At 62.7% G+C, this 17490-nt stretch carries 15 protein-coding genes; 11 read left to right on the top strand and 4 right to left on the bottom strand.

The window, feature by feature from the left end:
* The first annotated feature begins 1 nt into the window (after position 1).
* The 3 genes from FEM01_RS17395 to FEM01_RS17385 all read left to right on the top strand — a co-directional run bounded on the left by FEM01_RS17395 (position 2) and on the right by FEM01_RS17385 (position 2010).
* Positions 2-1084: a 5-(carboxyamino)imidazole ribonucleotide synthase gene (locus FEM01_RS17395; protein ID WP_138220719.1), complete on the top strand. Its 1083-nt coding sequence runs from the start codon at positions 2-4 to the stop codon at positions 1082-1084.
* Positions 1085-1180: 96 nt separating this feature from the next.
* Entirely contained in the window at positions 1181-1426 is a 246-nt protein-coding gene (locus tag FEM01_RS17390; protein WP_138220718.1) for a GlsB/YeaQ/YmgE family stress response membrane protein, read from the top strand.
* Between the two features lie 50 nt (positions 1427-1476).
* Positions 1477-2010, top strand: a complete 534-nt coding sequence (locus FEM01_RS17385; protein ID WP_171030986.1) for a DUF3299 domain-containing protein — start codon at positions 1477-1479, stop codon at positions 2008-2010.
* 61 nt (positions 2011-2071) lie between these two features.
* Here the strand turns inward: FEM01_RS17385 and FEM01_RS17380 are convergent, their stop codons facing one another.
* Together FEM01_RS17380 and FEM01_RS17375 are read right to left on the bottom strand one after the other, a co-directional pair.
* Complete coding sequence (locus FEM01_RS17380; protein ID WP_138220716.1) at positions 2072-2968, bottom strand: D-hexose-6-phosphate mutarotase; 897 nt, start codon at positions 2966-2968, stop codon at positions 2072-2074.
* 72 nt (positions 2969-3040) lie between these two features.
* Positions 3041-3439 carry an acyl-CoA thioesterase gene (locus tag FEM01_RS17375; protein ID WP_003253317.1) on the bottom strand — a complete coding sequence of 133 codons (399 nt, stop codon included), beginning with the start codon at positions 3437-3439 and terminating at the stop codon, positions 3041-3043.
* A 348-nt stretch (positions 3440-3787) separates the two neighbouring features.
* Here FEM01_RS17375 and FEM01_RS17370 point away from each other — a divergent pair, with 348 nt between their 5' ends.
* From FEM01_RS17370 to FEM01_RS17335, 8 genes are all read left to right on the top strand, one after another.
* Positions 3788-5077, top strand: coding sequence for an MFS transporter (locus FEM01_RS17370; RefSeq protein WP_138220715.1), 1290 nt, complete (start codon positions 3788-3790; stop codon positions 5075-5077).
* 278 nt (positions 5078-5355) lie between these two features.
* Complete coding sequence (locus tag FEM01_RS17365) at positions 5356-6354, top strand: phosphate ABC transporter substrate-binding protein PstS (RefSeq protein ID WP_138220714.1); 999 nt, start codon at positions 5356-5358, stop codon at positions 6352-6354.
* Positions 6355-6502: 148 nt separating this feature from the next.
* Positions 6503-8791 carry an ABC transporter permease subunit gene (locus tag FEM01_RS17360; protein WP_138220713.1) on the top strand — a complete coding sequence of 763 codons (2289 nt, stop codon included), beginning with the start codon at positions 6503-6505 and terminating at the stop codon, positions 8789-8791.
* A gap of 17 nt (positions 8792-8808) precedes the next feature.
* Positions 8809-10479: a phosphate ABC transporter permease PstA gene (gene pstA / locus FEM01_RS17355; RefSeq protein WP_138220712.1), complete on the top strand. Its 1671-nt coding sequence runs from the start codon at positions 8809-8811 to the stop codon at positions 10477-10479.
* Between the two features lie 102 nt (positions 10480-10581).
* Positions 10582-11415 carry a phosphate ABC transporter ATP-binding protein PstB gene (gene pstB / locus FEM01_RS17350; RefSeq protein ID WP_138220711.1) on the top strand — a complete coding sequence of 278 codons (834 nt, stop codon included), beginning with the start codon at positions 10582-10584 and terminating at the stop codon, positions 11413-11415.
* A gap of 114 nt (positions 11416-11529) precedes the next feature.
* A complete protein-coding gene (phoU, locus tag FEM01_RS17345; RefSeq protein ID WP_023630537.1) occupies positions 11530-12300 on the top strand; it encodes a phosphate signaling complex protein PhoU in 771 nt (256 codons plus the stop codon).
* 163 nt (positions 12301-12463) lie between these two features.
* Positions 12464-13369 carry a response regulator gene (locus FEM01_RS17340; protein ID WP_138220710.1) on the top strand — a complete coding sequence of 302 codons (906 nt, stop codon included), beginning with the start codon at positions 12464-12466 and terminating at the stop codon, positions 13367-13369.
* Positions 13370-13569: 200 nt separating this feature from the next.
* The gene (locus tag FEM01_RS17335; RefSeq protein ID WP_138220709.1) at positions 13570-14469 is read left to right on the top strand and encodes a peptidoglycan DD-metalloendopeptidase family protein; all 900 of its coding nucleotides are present in this window, start codon (positions 13570-13572) and stop codon (positions 14467-14469) included.
* 226 nt (positions 14470-14695) lie between these two features.
* Here FEM01_RS17335 and FEM01_RS17330 read toward each other — a convergent pair whose 3' ends face one another.
* On the bottom strand, positions 14696-16036 hold the full coding sequence (locus FEM01_RS17330; protein ID WP_138220708.1) for a hemolysin family protein: 1341 nt from the start codon (positions 16034-16036) through the stop codon (positions 14696-14698).
* 124 nt (positions 16037-16160) lie between these two features.
* Complete coding sequence (gene phoR / locus FEM01_RS17325) at positions 16161-17432, bottom strand: phosphate regulon sensor histidine kinase PhoR (protein ID WP_240791770.1); 1272 nt, start codon at positions 17430-17432, stop codon at positions 16161-16163.
* Positions 17433-17490 lie beyond the last annotated feature (58 nt).

Below are 17490 nucleotides of genomic sequence, written 5' to 3'. Positions count from 1 at the left end.
CATGAAGATCGGTGTAATCGGTGGTGGCCAGCTGGGCCGCATGCTGGCCTTGGCGGGCACCCCGCTGGGCATGAACTTCGCCTTCCTCGACCCGGCCCCGGATGCCTGCGCCGCACCGCTGGGCGAGCACCTGCGCGCCGACTACGGCGACCAGGATCACCTGCGTCAGTTGGCCGACGAAGTCGACCTGGTCACCTTCGAGTTCGAGAGCGTGCCGGCAGAAACGGTCGCCTTCCTCTCGCAGTTCGTGCCGGTCTACCCGAGCGCCGAAGCCCTGCGCATTGCCCGCGACCGCCTGTTCGAAAAGAGCATGTTCCGTGACCTGGGCATTCCGACGCCGGCGTTCGCCGACATCCTTTCCCAGGCCGACCTAGACGCCGCAGTAGCCAGCATCGGTCTGCCGGCCGTCCTCAAGACCCGTACCCTGGGCTACGACGGCAAGGGCCAGAAAGTACTGCGCACGCCTGAAGACGTGGTCGGCACCTTCGCCGAACTGGGTAGCGTGCCGTGCTTGCTGGAAGGCTTCGTGCCGTTCACCGGCGAGGTCTCGCTGGTGGCCGTGCGCGCCCGCGATGGCGAAACCCGCTTCTACCCGCTGGTCCATAACACCCACGACAGCGGCATCCTGCGCCTGTCGGTGGCCAGTGACGCGCACCCGCTGCAAGGCCTGGCCGAAGACTACGTCGGTCGCGTGCTGCAGAAGCTGGACTATGTCGGCGTGATGGCGTTCGAGTTTTTCGAGGTGGACGGTGGCCTGAAGGCCAACGAGATTGCACCGCGTGTGCACAATTCCGGGCACTGGACCATCGAAGGTGCCGAGTGCAGCCAGTTCGAGAACCATCTGCGTGCCGTCGCCGGCCTGCCGCTGGGCTCGACGGCCAAGGTCGGCGAGAGCGCCATGCTCAACTTCATCGGCGAAGTGCCGGCAGTGGACAAGGTCGTGGCCATCGAGGGCTGCCACCTGCACCACTACGGCAAGGCCTTCAAGGCCGGGCGCAAGGTCGGGCATGCCACCCTGCGCTGTCAGGACATGGCCACGCTGAAGGCCAAGATCGTTGACGTAGAGGCGTTGATCGCCGGCTGATCGAACTTCCGGCGGGCTTTGCCCCTCTGAAATGGCAACACGCCAGAGCGCTGTCTAGGCTTTGGCGTGTTCCATCTTCACTTCAGAGGGATAGCCATGGGCATCATTGGAACCATCTTCATCGGCTTGATCGTCGGCCTGCTGGCGCGCTTCCTCAAACCAGGCGACGACAGCATGGGCTGGATCATGACCATCCTCCTCGGCATCGCTGGCTCCCTGGTCGCCACCTATGGCGGGCAAGCGCTGGGTATCTACCAGGCCGGACAGGCAGCAGGCTTTTTCGGGGCCTTGGTAGGCGCCATCGTGTTGCTGGTGATCTACGGCTTCATCAAGAAGAACTGAACACAGGCTAGAATGCCCGGCAATTCAATTGCGAGTTGCCGAGCACTGCCATGCGCGCGTTATTTCTGATCCCACTGTTGTTCGCCAGCACCCTGGCCCACGCCGAACTGCCTGAAACCGACTGGCTGGAACTGATGCCCAAGTCGGACCAGAAAGCCCTCGAGCAAATGCCCGAAATCGACCACAACTCCCCGGAAGCCATGGGTACCTTCACCGCAAAAGGCGGGATGAAGCAGGCCAAGGGCTTGCCTGCGGTGATGTATTCGACCAAGACCGTGGCGGCCATGAATGGCAAGCAGATTCGCCTGGGTGGCTACCCTGTGCCGCTGGAAAACGATGCCAAGGGCAACAGCACGCTGTTCTTCCTCGTACCGTATCCGGGGGCCTGTATCCACGTGCCGCCGCCGCCGCCGAACCAATTGGTGCTGGTGCGCTATCCGAAGGGACTGAAGCTTGACGATATCTACACGCCGCTGTGGGTCACCGGCACGCTGAAGATCGAGAAAGTCAGCAATGACCTGGCCGATGCGGCCTATGCGCTGGATGCGGGGCAGGTGAGGGTTGTTGAAGACGCCGATCTTTGACCGCCCGTACCGGCCTGTTCGCGGGCAAGCCCACGCACAGGCCGCTACCACGAGGCAAGATTCAGAGGGTTTCACAACCGATGCTGAGCCCCAGGGTATGGCTTGCCCCAGGTTTGAGTTCCACCACGTCGTCCCACACATTCGCGGTCTCGATGCACAGCATGCGCTGCCAGCCATCGTCGGCCATGTCCGGCAACGCCTTGGCGCGTTCGGTCCAAGGGTTCCAGATCACCGCCGAGCGTGAGCCGCTGCTGGTCAGGGTGATGCGCCGGTTCCAGTGTGGGTCGATGATGCTCAGGCGCTGCGGGGTGGCCCGGTAGATGCGGTCGGTTTCGCCGCTGAACGTCAGTGCGCCTGATTGCTGGCGCTGTTCCCAGTCGGCCAGGGTTTCGATGTACCCGAGGCCTTCGACCCCCTCGACCTGCGCCTGGCGTACGTCGCTCACCGCAAAGTAGCTGTGCAGAGCCTGGCTGATGGTGACTGGCTGCTGGCCGAGGTTGTGGCTGGTTAGGCTCAGCGCAAGTTCGTCACCCAGCACGATCGTGAGCTTCAGCTCGACGTTGTGCGGCCAGCCCGGCAGATCTCCCTGCGCGCTGGGCAAGGCGAATTCGATGTGCAGCTTCGCGTCCTGTTCCTCGGCCCTCAGCAACTGCCAGTCACGGTTACGCGCAAGGCCATGGGCTGGCGCCTGCTCGGCGTGGTACATGGCCTGTACGCTTTGCGGGTTGCGCTGCAGATTGCCAAACCAGGGCCAGCACACCGGTACACCGGCACGTACCGAGGTGCCCTGGCGGAAGATGGCCTGGTCGCTCAGCCATAACAGCGGTGGCTCGCCCACCCGCTGATAGCTGAGGATCTGCGCGCCCTGCTGGGCGATCAGGAGTTCGGCGTGCGCGCTGCTGATGCGCCAGCAGTTGAGTTCGCCATGTTGCTCGGATTCGACCTTGAAGTTAGCCATTGCGCTCGTCTCATTGAATGCCTGTGGGCCGTTGGACCCGATGACGTGCAATGAGTTTACCGCTCGCCTGGCTCAGCGACGAGGCACCGAGCGGGTGCGGCCGCTGCCGTCGATGGCAACGAATACGAATACCGCTTCGGTCACCTTGCGCCATTCGCTGGACAGCGGATCGTCGCTCCACACTTCTACCATCATCTGGATCGAGCTGCGGCCAATCTCCAGGGTCTGGGTGTAGAACGACAGCTGTGCGCCCACGGCCACCGGCACCAGGAAGGCCATGCGGTCGATGGCCACGGTGGCCACGCGTCCGCCAGCGACACGGCTGGCCATGGCGGTACCTGCCAGGTCCATCTGGGCGACCAGCCAACCGCCGAAGATGTCGCCAAAGCCGTTGGTTTCGCGCGGCAGCGCGGTGATCTGCAAGGCCAGGTCGCCCTGCGGGATAGGATCTTCTTGTTCGAGCTCAATCATGCCGAGGGGCCTCTGACCCGTGACGCTTCGTTGGTGGCGCAATGGTGGACGCCGTGAAAACCCGTCAGCCGGACACTGACAACGGTTTGGGCGGCCAAAGGGAGACTCTGCGAAACAGTCTGACAGTAACTGTCTTACGTTTTCGCACAACCTCCCGCAATAAAAGCAACCGTTTCCTACGAGCGGTCAGTATATAGACCCTCACAGCCAGCGACGACCGCGCATTCATGAATATCCGTACGGATTTGGTATGGCTATCGGCAGTGCTGGGCAATTTGTTATCTTCAGCGCCTCCTATATTCCAGAAGCCGCGCGCCAAGCGGCCTGTAGACCAACAAGAGAACGTCGATGACCTCCGTGCCGAGCAGTATCGAGCAGCCGCCCCGGCCGCTGACCCGCCGTGACTACAAGACCCTTTCACTGTCCGCCCTGGGTGGTGCGCTGGAGTTCTACGACTTCATCATCTTCGTGTTCTTCGCCACCGTGGTGGGCAAGCTGTTCTTCCCCGCCGATATGCCCGAATGGCTGCGCCTGATGCAGACCTTCGGCATCTTCGCCGCTGGCTACCTGGCGCGCCCCTTGGGCGGTATCGTCATGGCCCACTTCGGCGACCTGCTCGGACGCAAGAAAATGTTCACCCTGAGCATTTTCATGATGGCCCTGCCGACCCTGGTGATGGGCTTGCTGCCGACGTATGCGCAAATCGGCCTGTGGGCGCCGGTCCTGCTGCTGCTGATGCGTGTGATCCAGGGCGCGGCGATTGGCGGTGAGGTGCCAGGCGCCTGGGTGTTCGTCTCCGAGCACGTGCCGGCGCGCAACACCGGCTATGCCTGCGGCACCCTGACTGCTGGCCTGACCTCGGGCATCCTGCTCGGCTCGCTGGTGGCCACGCTGATCAATACGCTGTACACCCCCGAACAAGTCGCCGATTACGCCTGGCGTATTCCGTTCCTGATGGGCGGTATCTTCGGCCTGTTTTCGGTGTACCTGCGCCGCTGGCTGCACGAAACCCCGGTGTTCGCCGAAATGCAGGAGCGCAAGGCGTTGGCCGAAGAGCTGCCGCTGCGCGCGGTGCTGCGTGATCACCGTGGTGCGGTGATCCTGTCGATGCTGCTGACCTGGCTGCTGTCGGCCGGCATCGTGGTGGTCATCCTGATGACCCCGGCGCTGCTGCAGAGCCTCTACCACATCAGCCCCACCGACTCGCTCAAGGCCAACAGCCTGGCGATCGTGCTGCTGAGCGTGGGCTGCATCGGCGCCGGCAGCCTGGCCGACCGCTTCGGCGCAGGCCGGGTATTCGTGATCGGCAGCCTGATGCTGCTGGCCAGCTCCTGGGCCTTCTACCACAGCCTGCCGACTCGCCCGGACCTGCTGTTCCCGCTGTACGCCATCACCGGCTTGTGCGTTGGGGTGATCGGCGCAGTGCCGTATGTGATGGTCAAGGCCTTCCCGCCGGTGGTGCGTTTCAGCGGCCTGTCGTTCTCCTACAACCTGGCCTACGCGATCTTCGGCGGCCTGACCCCGATGGTGGTCACCGGCCTGCTCAAGGTCAGCCCGATGGCTCCGGCGTATTACGTGGCGTGCTTGTGTGCGGTGGGGCTGTTGATCGGCTGCTACCTGCTCGCCAAGAAGCGCTAGCGACATAGACGCGGGCTTGCCCCGCGACCTTCATCTTCCAGCCGCCGCCGGTTCTGCCTGCGGCGGCTTTTCATTTTCTGACCGACTCGGCCCGCTCTGATTTCCCTGATGTTCAGCACGCCACACCCGCCTGAAACATGCCGCAAAGGCCATCCCCGATCATCGGTGATGGCCTTTCATCCAATTGTCACATTGAAGTCATATGGTGTTCATGCGGCCTGCAGATACTTGGGCCCGATCCATCACAACCCCTACGATATTCCTGCTAGGAGCAAGGCATGAAACTGAAGCGTTTGATGGCGGCCCTGACCTTTGCCGCCGCTGGCGTCGCTGCCGCCAATGCGGTCGCCGCTGTCGACCCTGCCATCCCGACCTACACCAAGACCACTGGCGTATCGGGCAACCTCTCCAGCGTCGGTTCCGACACCCTCGCGAACCTGATGACTCTGTGGGCTGAGGCCTACAAGAAGGAATATCCGAACGTAAACATCCAGATTCAGGCTGCTGGCTCGTCCACCGCGCCACCCGCCCTGACCGAAGGCACCGCCAACCTGGGCCCGATGAGCCGCAAGATGAAGGACGTCGAGCTGCAGGCCTTCGAGCAGAAGTACGGCTACAAGCCGACCGCCATCCCGGTGGCCGTCGATGCCCTGGCAGTCTTCGTGCACAAGGACAACCCGATCAAAGGCCTGACCATGGCTCAGGTTGACGCCATCTTCTCCTCCACCCGCCTGTGCGGTGGCAAGGCTGACGTCAAGACCTGGGGTGATGTCGGCGTGAAGGGCGACCTGGCAAACAAGCCAATCCAGCTGTTTGGCCGTAACTCGGTATCGGGCACCTACGGCTACTTCAAGGAAGAAGCCCTGTGCAAAGGCGACTTCAAGCCTAACGTCAACGAACAGCCAGGTTCGGCTTCGGTCGTGCAGTCGATCAGCTCCTCGCTGAACGGCATCGGCTACTCGGGTATCGGCTACAAGACCGCTTCGGTCAAGACGGTCGCCCTGGCCAAGAAAGAAGGCGGCGAGTTCATCGAAGACAACGAAGCCAACGCCCTGAACGGCACCTACCCGCTGTCGCGCTTCCTGTACGTCTACGTCAACAAGGCGCCGAACAAGCCGCTGGCCCCGCTGGAAGCTGAGTTCGTCAAGCTGGTCCTGTCGCAAGCTGGCCAGCAGGTTGTCGTGAAAGACGGCTACATCCCGCTGCCTGCCAAAGTGGTCGACAAGACCCTGGCTGACCTGGGCCTGTCCCACGCTGGCAACGTTGCAAAGAAGTAACTAGGCAGTAATCGGAAGAGGCCGGCCGCACATGCACCGGCCTCTTTCCATGAATTCGTCAGTCCGAGGCCAGGGGTCCTGAGCGTCGGGCTTTGTTGCGTCACTGCACTGTCATGTTTTTGTCATACGGGACCGCTAGGGTGTGCGCATGAATGATCTGGCCAACTCCACAATGACCCAAAATTCTCCGCCGGTGCGTATTGATTTCAATACGCCAGAGTTGCAACGCAAGCGCCGCATGCGCGCCCTCAAGGATCGCCTGACCCGCTGGTATGTTCTGGTGGGCGGGCTGGCCGTGCTGGCTGCGATCACGCTGATCTTCTTCTACCTGGCCTACGTGGTGCTGCCGCTGTTCCAGGGCGCCGAATTGACCAGCAAGAAGGCCCTGGAGCCTGCCTGGCTGCAACAGGATGCCGGCAAGCCGCTGATGATCGCCCTTGAAGAGCAGAACCTGGTGGGCATGCGTGTCTCCGACAAGGGCCAGGCTCTGTTCTTCGACACCAAGACCGGCAACGCGCTTAAGCGCGTCGACCTGCCGCTGCCTGCCGGTACCCAGGTCAGTTCCATCAGCACCGACCAGCCGGGCAGCCCGCTGGTGGTTCTGGGGCTGTCCAACGGCCAGGCGATCGTGTTCCATCACACCTACAAGATCACCTACCCGGACAACAAGAAGACCATCGAGGCCGGTATCGACTACCCCTATGGTCAGGACCCGTTCACCCTCGACGATGAAGGCCGCGCGCTGGAGCACGTGAGCGTCAACGTCAATGGTGACACCCTGCTGCTGGCTGGCTCCACCGGTTCGCACCTGCAGGTGGTCCAACTGTCGCGCACCGAGAACATGATGACCGGTGAAGTGACCACCGAGCAGAATCGCATCGAGCTGCCGCAGATGACCGAGGCGGTGAAGAACATCTTCGTCGACCCACGCCAGCAGTGGTTGTACGTGGTCAACGGGCGTGCCACCGCTGACGTGTTCAGCTTGCGCGACAAGAGCCTCAACGGTCGCTACAAGCTGCTCGAAGACGGCAACGCCGAAATCACCGCCACCGCCCAGCTGGTTGGCGGCATCTCGCTGATCTTCGGTGACTCCAAGGGCGGCCTGAGCCAGTGGTTCATGGCGCGTGACCCGGATGGTGAGTCGCGCCTGAAGCTGATCCGCAGTTTCCAGCTGGGCAAGGCCCCGGTGGTGCAGATCGACGCCGAAGAGCGCCGCAAGGGCTTCATCGCCCTGGACAGCGAAGGCAAGCTGGGTGTGTTCCACAGCACCGCGCATCGCACCTTGCTGGTCGAGCCCGTCGCCGAAGGCGCCGGCGTGCTGGCCCTGTCGCCGCGCGCCAACCGCATCTTCATCGAGCAAGGCAGCAAGCTGCTGCCGCTGAGCCTGCGTAACCCGCACCCGGAAATCTCCTTCAGTGCGCTGTGGGGCAAGGTCTGGTACGAGAACTACGACGAGCCCAAGTACGTGTGGCAGTCAACCGCCTCGAACACCGACTTCGAACCCAAGCTGAGCCTTTCGCCGCTGACCTTCGGTACGCTCAAGGCCGCGTTCTACGCGATGATCCTGGCGGCCCCGCTGGCCATCGCCGCCGCCATCTACACCGCTTACTTCATGGCCCCGGGTATGCGCCGCAAGGTCAAGCCGGTGATCGAGCTGATGGAAGCGATGCCGACGGTGATCCTCGGCTTCTTCGCCGGCCTGTTCCTGGCGCCGTACCTTGAAGGCCACCTGCCCGGCGTATTCAGCCTGCTGCTGATCCTGCCGGTGGGCATCCTGGTGGCAGGCTTTGCCTGGAGCCGCCTGCCGGAGTCGATCCGCCTGCGTATTCCGGATGGCTGGGAAGCGGCGATCCTGATCCCGGTGATCCTGGCGATCGGTTGGTTCGCGCTGTCCATGAGCCCGTTCCTCGAAAGTTGGTTCTTCGGCGGCGACATGCGCTTGTGGATCACCAACGACTTAGGCATCACCTACGACCAGCGCAACGCCCTGGTAGTCGGTATCGCCATGGGCTTCGCGGTCATCCCGAACATCTACTCCATCGCCGAAGACGCCGTGTTCAGCGTGCCGCGCAGCCTCACCCTGGGCTCGCTGGCGCTGGGCGCCACGCCTTGGCAGACCCTGACCCGCGTGGTCATCCTCACCGCCAGCCCGGGTATCTTCTCGGCGCTGATGATCGGCATGGGCCGTGCGGTGGGCGAAACCATGATCGTGCTCATGGCCACCGGCAACACCCCGGTGATGGAACTGAACCTGTTCGAGGGCATGCGCACCCTGGCCGCCAACGTGGCCGTGGAAATGCCTGAATCGGAAGTCGGCGGTAGCCACTATCGTGTGCTGTTCCTCGCCGCCCTCGTGCTGCTGATGTTCACCTTCGTGATGAACACCTTGGCCGAGCTGATTCGCCAGCGCCTGCGCAAGAAATACTCGTCGCTTTGATAGAAAGGTAGAGATCCGTGAAAAAGGATTCCCTCAAAGGCTGGTTCAAGAGCGGCGCCCCTGGCGTCTGGATCAGCGGTGGCGCGGTGGCCATGGCGGTCATCATGACCGTTGGCCTGCTGGCGGTGATCGCCGTGCGCGGCCTGGGCCACTTCTGGCCCGCCGATCTGGTCCAGGCCACCTACAAGGTGCCGGGCCAGGCCGATCACATCGTCATCGGTGAAGTGGTACAGAAGGAAGAAGTCCCGCGCGAACGCCTCAAGGGTGCCGGTTTGCCGGTGCCTGACCAAGGCCCGGAGTTCATGACCCGTGAGCTGATCAAGGTGGGTAACCGCGACCTCAACGGCAGCGACTTCACCTGGGTGGTCGGCGAATGGCTGGTGGACCAGCAAAAGCCCGCCGAACTGATCGCCCTGGAGCGCCGCGAGTGGGGCAACTTCTACGGTTTCCTGGTGAGCGTGAAGGAAGACGGTCGTGTGGTCGCCCAGGGCCCTGAGGCCTGGAGCGAGCTGCAAGCCCGTCTCAAGCGCGCCAGCGAGCTTAACGATCAACTGGTCAAGCTTGAGAAGAAAGACATCGGCGCCATCAACCATGGCTTGGAGCGTCTGCGCCTGCACAGCCGCAAGCTGGAACTGGACGGCAAGTTGGACGCCGCCGCCCAGGCCGACATGGATGCCGAGCGCGCCGAGCTGAACAACCGCTACAAGGCCATCGAGGAGCGCCTGACGGGTCTGCACCAAGCCTTCGCCCGCGACAGCCTGGTAGCCCGCGATGCCAATGGCCGGGAAGTCGAGATCAACCTGAGCAAGGTGGTCCACGCGATCCAGCCGAATGCCATGTCCGGCCTGACCAAGATGGGCGCCTATTTCACCAAGGTGTGGGAATTCCTCAGCGATGACCCGCGTGAGGCCAACACCGAGGGCGGGATCTTCCCGGCGATCTTCGGCACCGTGATGATGACCCTGATCATGGCCGTGATCGTCACCCCGTTTGGCGTCCTGGCGGCAGTCTACCTGCGTGAATACGCCAAGCAGGGCCCGGTGACCCGCCTGATCCGTATCGCCGTGAACAACCTGGCCGGTGTTCCGGCGATCGTCTACGGCGTGTTCGGCCTGGGCTTCTTCGTCTATGTGCTGGGGGGCTCGATCGACCGCTTGTTCTTCCCCGAATCGCTGCCGGCACCGACCCTCGGTACGCCTGGCCTGCTGTGGGCCTCGCTGACCCTCGCACTGCTGGCGGTGCCGGTGGTGATCGTGGCCACCGAGGAAGGTCTGGCGCGGATTCCGCGTACCGTGCGCGAAGGCTCGCTTGCCCTGGGGGCGACCAAGGCCGAGACGCTGTGGAAGATCGTCCTGCCAATGGCCAGCCCGGCGATGATGACCGGCATGATCCTCGCCGTGGCTCGCGCCGCGGGCGAAGTGGCGCCGCTGATGCTGGTAGGTGTGGTGAAACTGGCGCCGTCGCTGCCGGTGGATGGCAACTACCCGTACCTGCACCTGGACCAGAAGATCATGCACCTGGGCTTCCACATCTACGACGTCGGCTTCCAGAGCCCCAACGTCGAGGCCGCGCGGCCGCTGGTGTACGCCACCGCGCTGCTGCTGGTGATGGTGATCGCCACCCTCAACCTCTCGGCGGTGTGGATCCGTAACCACCTGCGCGAGAAGTACAAGGCCCTCGACAGCTAATTTAAGCCTTAAGCCACAAGCGGCAAGCTTCAAGCAGATTGCCGCTTTGTCCAAACTTGCAGCTAGCAGCGTGAAGCTTGCAGCTTCAAATGGAGTGAGAACATGCAACACGAAGCTCATACCCACGGCATCGACATGTCGGCCCTGGGCCGCGACAAGCAGAGCCTGCGCCTGGCCGAAGAGACCGTGGCCATCGAAGTCCCTGGTCTGTCCCTGTTCTATGGCGACAAGCAAGCGCTGTTCGACGTCAGCATGAACATCCCCAAGCAGCGCGTGACCGCCTTCATCGGCCCGTCCGGCTGCGGTAAGTCCACGCTGCTGCGGACCTTCAACCGCATGAACGACTTGGTCGACGGCTGCCGTGTGGAAGGTGCCATCAACCTGTACGGCAATAACATCTACCGCAAGGGCGAGGATGTGGCCGAACTGCGTCGCCGGGTGGGCATGGTGTTCCAGAAGCCTAACCCGTTCCCCAAGACCATCTACGAGAACGTGGTCTACGGCCTGCGCATCCAGGGCATCAACAAGAAGCGCACCCTCGACGAAGCAGTGGAGTGGGCGCTCAAGGGCGCGGCGCTGTGGGACGAGGTCAAGGACCGTCTGCACGACTCGGCACTGGGTTTGTCCGGTGGTCAGCAGCAGCGTCTGGTCATCGCCCGTACCATCGCCGTGGAGCCTGAGGTACTGCTGCTCGACGAACCGTGCTCGGCACTGGACCCGATCTCGACCCTGAAGGTCGAGGAACTGATCTATGAGCTCAAGTCCAAGTACACCATCGTCATCGTGACCCACAACATGCAGCAGGCGGCCCGCGTTTCGGACTACACCGCGTTCATGTACATGGGCAAACTGATCGAGTTCGGGGACACCGATACTCTGTTCACCAACCCGGCGAAGAAGCAGACCGAAGACTACATCACCGGTCGCTATGGCTAGGGCGCGGTTGGCGCAGCTGCAAGCTGCAAGAAAGAGCGGTTAGCGAAAGCCAGGGAAAGACACGAATCACATGAAGCTTGCAGCTTTCAGCTCGTAGCTTCGCGGAGCGAACGCATGATTAATAAAGAAAGCCTTACCCACCACATTTCCCAGCAGTTCAACGCCGAGCTCGAAGAAGTCCGCAGCCACCTGCTGGCAATGGGCGGCCTGGTCGAGAAGCAGGTCAACGACGCGGTCACCGCGCTGATCGAGGCCGATTCGGGGCTGGCGCAGCAGGTGCGCGAGGTCGATGAGCAGATCAACCAGATGGAGCGCAACATCGACGAGGAATGCGTGCGCATCCTCGCCCGCCGTCAGCCGGCTGCCTCCGACCTGCGCCTGATCATCAGCATTTCCAAGTCGGTGATCGACCTTGAGCGCATCGGTGACGAGTCCACCAAGATCGCCCGCCGTGCCATCCAGCTGTGCGAAGAGGGTGAATCGCCGCGTGGCTACGTCGAGGTGCGTCACATCGGTGACCAGGTGCGCAACATGGTGCGCGACGCGTTGGACGCGTTTGCCCGCTTCGACGCTGACCTGGCCCTGTCGGTGGCCCAGTACGACAAGACTATCGACCGCGAGTACAAGACGGCCCTGCGTGAACTGGTCACCTACATGATGGAAGATCCGCGTTCGATCTCCCGTGTACTGAGCGTGATCTGGGCGCTGCGTTCGCTGGAGCGCATCGGCGACCATGCGCGTAACATCTCGGAGCTGGTGATCTACCTGGTGCGCGGCACCGACGTGCGGCACATGGGCCTCAAGCGCATGAAGGCCGAGGTTCAGGGCGAAGCCTTCGATGAAGGTGAAATCGCTAATGTTCCGGCTGAACCGGACGATAAATAAGATTGCTCCCGAGCATCACGCCCGGCTTTGGCCGGGCGTTTTCGTTTGTGGTCGAGCACCCAGCAGGCACCCGCGAACGATCGTAGAAGTCCCGGCGTGACCAGTGGTTTGGCAAATTGCCATCAGTCGGCGGTATGCTAGTCGGGATTCAAGAGGAGTATCGATGAGTAAAGTCAATGTGCTGGTCGTGGACGATGCGCCGTTCATCCGCGATCTGGTAAGGAAGTGCCTGCGAAATGCCTTCCCAGGCATGGTTATCGAGGATGCGGTCAACGGTCGCAAGGCCATGGCCATGCTCGTCAAGGAACGTTTCGACCTGGTCCTGTGCGACTGGGAGATGCCCGAGATGTCGGGCCTCGAACTGCTGACCTGGTGCCGTCAGCAGGAAGAAATGAAAGCCATGCAGTTCATCATGGTGACCAGCCGTGGTGACAAGGAGAACGTGATCCAGGCGATCCAGGCGGGTGTTTCCGATTTCGTCGGTAAGCCGTTCACCAACGAGCAACTGCTGACTAAGGTGAAGAAATCCCTGACCAAGATCGGCAAGCTCGACACCCTCATGGCCGGTGCGCCGAAGGCCAATTCGGCGTTCGCCAACGACTCGCTCAGTGCGCTGACCGGTGGCCGTACCGAGGCCGCCAAGGTGGCCGCGCCTGCCGCAGCGGCACCTGCGCCGGGCAAGCCACTGATCAATGCACCCACGCCGAAAAGCGCTGCCGCCGCTGCCCAGGCCGGTCGTGGCCAGGGTCAGTTGCGTCTGGCCAGTGGCCCGCAAGCCTGTGTGATCAAGGCCCTGAGCCTCAAAGAAGCCCTGCTGGTGGTGCGTCGTAGCGCCAACCTGCCACAGGTGCTCGAAGGTGCGGTACTGGACCTGGAGCAGGGTGAGAACGCCGAAGTCGCGCGCCTGAATGGTTACCTGCACGCGGTTGCCGCACTCGAGCCCAAGCCTGAAAGCGACTGGCTGCAACTGACCTTCAAGTTCGTCGACCAGGATGCCCAGAAGCTCGACTATCTGTCGCGCCTGATCGCCCGCGGCACTACCCAGAAACACTTCACGCCAGGCGCTTGATCTCGATCATGTGCACCTGGCCCTGTGGGAGCGGGTTCACCCGCGAATGCGATGTGAAGCCCATCGACGCATTCGCGGGTGAACCCGCTCCCACAGGGATGCAGTTCGCAGCGCCATCGGCTCTCCCGACCAACTGCAATTCCTCCTTCAAATCCGGCTGCTAGTCTACGACAGACCCAATCTGTCAAATGGCCATCATCATGCCCGCCGCCCGCCTGCTGCTGTTCTGCGCGTTGCTCACGGCTTCTGCCTCGAGCCTGGGCATCACCCTCTACAAGACCACCGACAACAATGGCGTGGTGTCTTACTCCGACTGGCCGAGTCCGGGGGCCAAGCCGTTCGTGCTCCAGGAGCCGATGGTCGAGCGCATCGACCGCCAAGTGGTGCTCAAGACTGAACCGTTCCCCGGTGGCGTGCGCTTCCTCGCCCGTAATGAGCTGTACGTCCCGATGGAGGTCGAGCTGCGTCTGGATGGTTTGGCCAATGCTTTTGGCGGTAATGCCCCGCGCCTCGTGCGGCGGGTGGTGCCGCCACGTTCGACGCAGGTCCTCAGCGCGATACTCGCCGGGCCAGGGGGAGCGCTGAAGTACAACAGCCGCTTCCAGTACGCCATGGGCGATCCGGTGCAACGCAGCCAGGGCTACCGCTATCCGTTTCCGTGGAAGGGGGGGCCGTTTCGTATCAGTCAGGGACCTAACGGGCGTGTCAGCCATTTCGGGCCCAAGGGCCGCTACGCCATCGATATCGCCATGCCCGAAGGTACGCCGATCATCGCCGCCAGGGGCGGGGTGGTGGTCAAGATCGAGAACGGCCAAAGCGGTCGGGGCTCCAACCCCTCGGGTAACTTCGTGCGTATCCTGCACCCAGACGGCACCATGGGGGTGTATTTGCATCTGATGCGTGGGTCGGTGGTGGTCAGGGAGGGGCAGCAGGTGGCGGTGGGCCAAGCGCTGGCCAAGTCAGGCAATACCGGCAACAGCACCGGGCCGCACCTGCATTTTGTGGTACAGCGCAACGTGGGGATGGGCTTGGAGTCGATCCCGTACCAATTCGATCGGCCGATTGGCGGGATGCCGGATTTCACCGCAGGTAACCCCTGAAGGTCGTTTCACGATCCACTGTAGGAGCGGGCTTGTGCCGCGATGGGCTGCGTAGCAGCCCCAAGTATTGGCAGCCTGCACAATCGCCGGGGCTGCTGCGCAGCCCATCGCGGCACAAGCCCGCTCCCACAGGGTACGCGGAGCGCTTGCGAAATCAGTTCTCTGCGCGACAGCGCAGCCCAAAGGGCTGGGTGATCTCCTACAGGGAAACGTGGCTTCTGACCGATCAATCCAGCTTGAGTACCTTGGCTAGCACGATCTTCGGTCCTTTCATCTTCTTGATGATGATGCGCAGGCCTTCGACTTCCAGCACTTCTTCTTCCTCAGGTACGCGTTTGAGCGTCTCGTAGACCAGCCCGGCGAGGGTTTCCGCCTCGATGTGGTCCAGGTCGATGCCCAGCAGGCGCTCGACCTTGAACAGCGGGGTGTCGCCGCGTACCAGCAGCTTGCCGGGCTGATAGGCGAGGATGCCGCGCTCGGTCTTGCGGTGCTCGTCCTGGATATCACCTACCAGCACTTCCAGCACATCTTCCATGGTCAGATAGCCGATGACCTTGCCGTCGGCTTCCTCCACCAGTACGAAGTGCGCGCCGCCCTTGCGGAACTGCTCCAGCAATTGGGACAGCGGCATGTGCCGGGACACTCGCTCCAGCGGGCGGGCCATGTCCTGCAGGTCGATGGTTTCGGGCAGGTGGTCCAGCTCGGCCAGCTCCAGCAGTAGGTCCTTGATGTGCAGCAGGCCGGTGAACTCCTCGCGCTCGGCGTCGTACACCGGGTAGCGGCTGAACTTGTGCCGGCGCAACAGCGCGAGGATCTGCTTGAGCGGCGCGTTGGCGTCGATGCACACCATGTCTTCGCGGGAGTTGGCCCAGTCGACCACTTCCAGCTCGCCCATCTCGACCGCCGAGGCCAGTACGCGCATGCCTTGATCGCTTGGGTCCTGGCCACGGCTGGAGTGCAGGATCAGCTTGAGTTCTTCACGGCTGTAGTGGTGCTCGTGGTGCGGGCCGGGCTCGCCTTGGCCGGCGATGCGCAGAATGGTGTTGGCGCTGGCATTGAGCAGGTAGATCGCCGGGTACATCGCCCAGTAGAACAGGTACAGCGGCACGGCGGTCCACAGCGACAGCAGCTCGGGTTTGCGGATTGCCCAGGATTTGGGCGCCAGCTCGCCGACAACGATGTGCAGGTAGGAGATCACGAAGAACGCGACGAAGAACGAGACAGCCTTGATCAGCTCGGGGCTGTCGACGCCGAAGTAGGCCAGCAGGGGTTCGAGCAGGTGGGCGAAAGCCGGTTCACCTACCCAGCCCAGGCCCAGCGAGGCCAGGGTGATGCCCAGCTGGCACGCCGACAGGTAGGCATCGAGTTGGTTGTGTACCTTGCGCAGGATGCTGCCGCGCCAGCCGTGCAACTCGGCGATGGCTTCGACGCGCGTGGCACGCAGCTTGACCATGGCGAACTCGGCGGCTACGAAGAAGCCGTTGAGCAGCACCAGGAACAAGGCGAAAAGAATCATGCCGAAGTCGGCGAACAACGAGGTGAGGCTGATACCAGGGGAAGGGTCCATGATGGAGTTTTTACAGGGTCCGTCGGTGAAATAAGGGGAAAAAAAGTGCCAGCGATTGCTGGCACAGGGGATCCAATGTAGCGGCTGGGGCCGTAAAAGCAAAGGGGGGCGTGCCCCCGAGGCGTCATACGCGGGTCGTGGCCAACTGTGCGGGCGCAAAATGACAGGTGAAGGTGCTGCCATGCCCGGGCACGCTGCTGATCTCGAGCTTGCCGCGATGGCGCATTAGCACGTGCTTGACGATCGCCAATCCCAGCCCGGTGCCGCCGGTATTGGACGCACGGCTGGAGTCGACCCGGTAGAAGCGCTCGGTCAGGCGTGGCAGATGCTTGGCATCGATGCCGACGCCAGAGTCCTGCACGCTCAGGTGGGCGCCCTGTTCATCCGCCCACCAGCGGATGCGGATATTGCCTTCGTCCTGGGTGTACTTGACCGCGTTGAACACCAGGTTGGAAAACGCGCTACGCAGCTCCGATTCGCTGCCTTTCAGGCGGATGCCGGGCATCGCCTCCAGGGTGATGCGCTGGTTGCGTGGGCCCGACAGCGCCTGGGCGTCGTTCGTGATGGCGCCAAGTAGCGTGTCGACCGCGACCGGTTGGTTATCCGAGGGATAGTCGGTGGCTTCGAGCTTGGCCAGCAGCAGCAGGTCGTTGAGCAGCGTCTGCATGCGCGAGCCTTGCGTGCTCATCTGTTGCAGGGCGCGGCTCCAGCGCGGGTTGACGTCCTCGACGTTGTCCAGCAGGGTTTCGAGGTAGCCGGTGATTACTGTCAGCGGTGTGCGCAGCTCGTGGGAGACGTTGGCGACGAAGTCCTTGCGCATCTGTTCGAGCTGATGAATGCGCGTGACATCGCGCACCAGCATCAAGTGCTCGTTGTTGCCGTAACGGGTCAGGTGCAGTTGGACGCGCAGGCGGTCGTTGATCGGCGATGGGATTTCCAGCGGCTCGGCGTAGTTCTCGGACTCGAAGTACTCCTTGAAGCGCGGGTGGCGCACCAGGTTGGTCACCGGCTGGCCGCCGTCCTGTGGGGTCTTGAAGCCCAGCAGCGTCTCGGCGGCGCGGTTCCACCATTCCAGGTTGCCTTCGCTGTCGAGCATGATCACCGCGTCGCGCAGTGCGGCGGTGGACTCCTGGACCCGGTCGATGACTGCCTGCAGACGGCCTCGCACGCGTTGGTCGCGGCGTTGCAGGTGGTAGATGCTGTCGAACACCTCGCCCCACAGGCCGTAGCCATCGGGGGGAGCTTCGTCGGGCTGGTGGTTGCGCAGCCAGTCGTGCAGACGCAGCAGTTGCTTGAGCGTCCAGCCCAGGTAGAACGCCAGGCCGATGGCCAGGCTCCAGCCATAGTAGCCGCTGATCAGGCCGCCGATCAGGCAGAGGGTGATCAGCAGCAGCATGTGGCGAATCAGGGTCGCGTGCCAGTTCTGGTTCAATTCACAGATCCTTCGGATCAGC

The sequence above is a fragment of the Pseudomonas mosselii genome (assembly GCF_005796105.1).
Classification (GTDB): Bacteria; Pseudomonadota; Gammaproteobacteria; order Pseudomonadales; family Pseudomonadaceae; genus Aquipseudomonas; species Aquipseudomonas mosselii_C.
The sequence above is the reverse complement of the archived record's forward strand: the minus strand, read 5'-3'. Positions and strand labels throughout refer to the sequence as shown.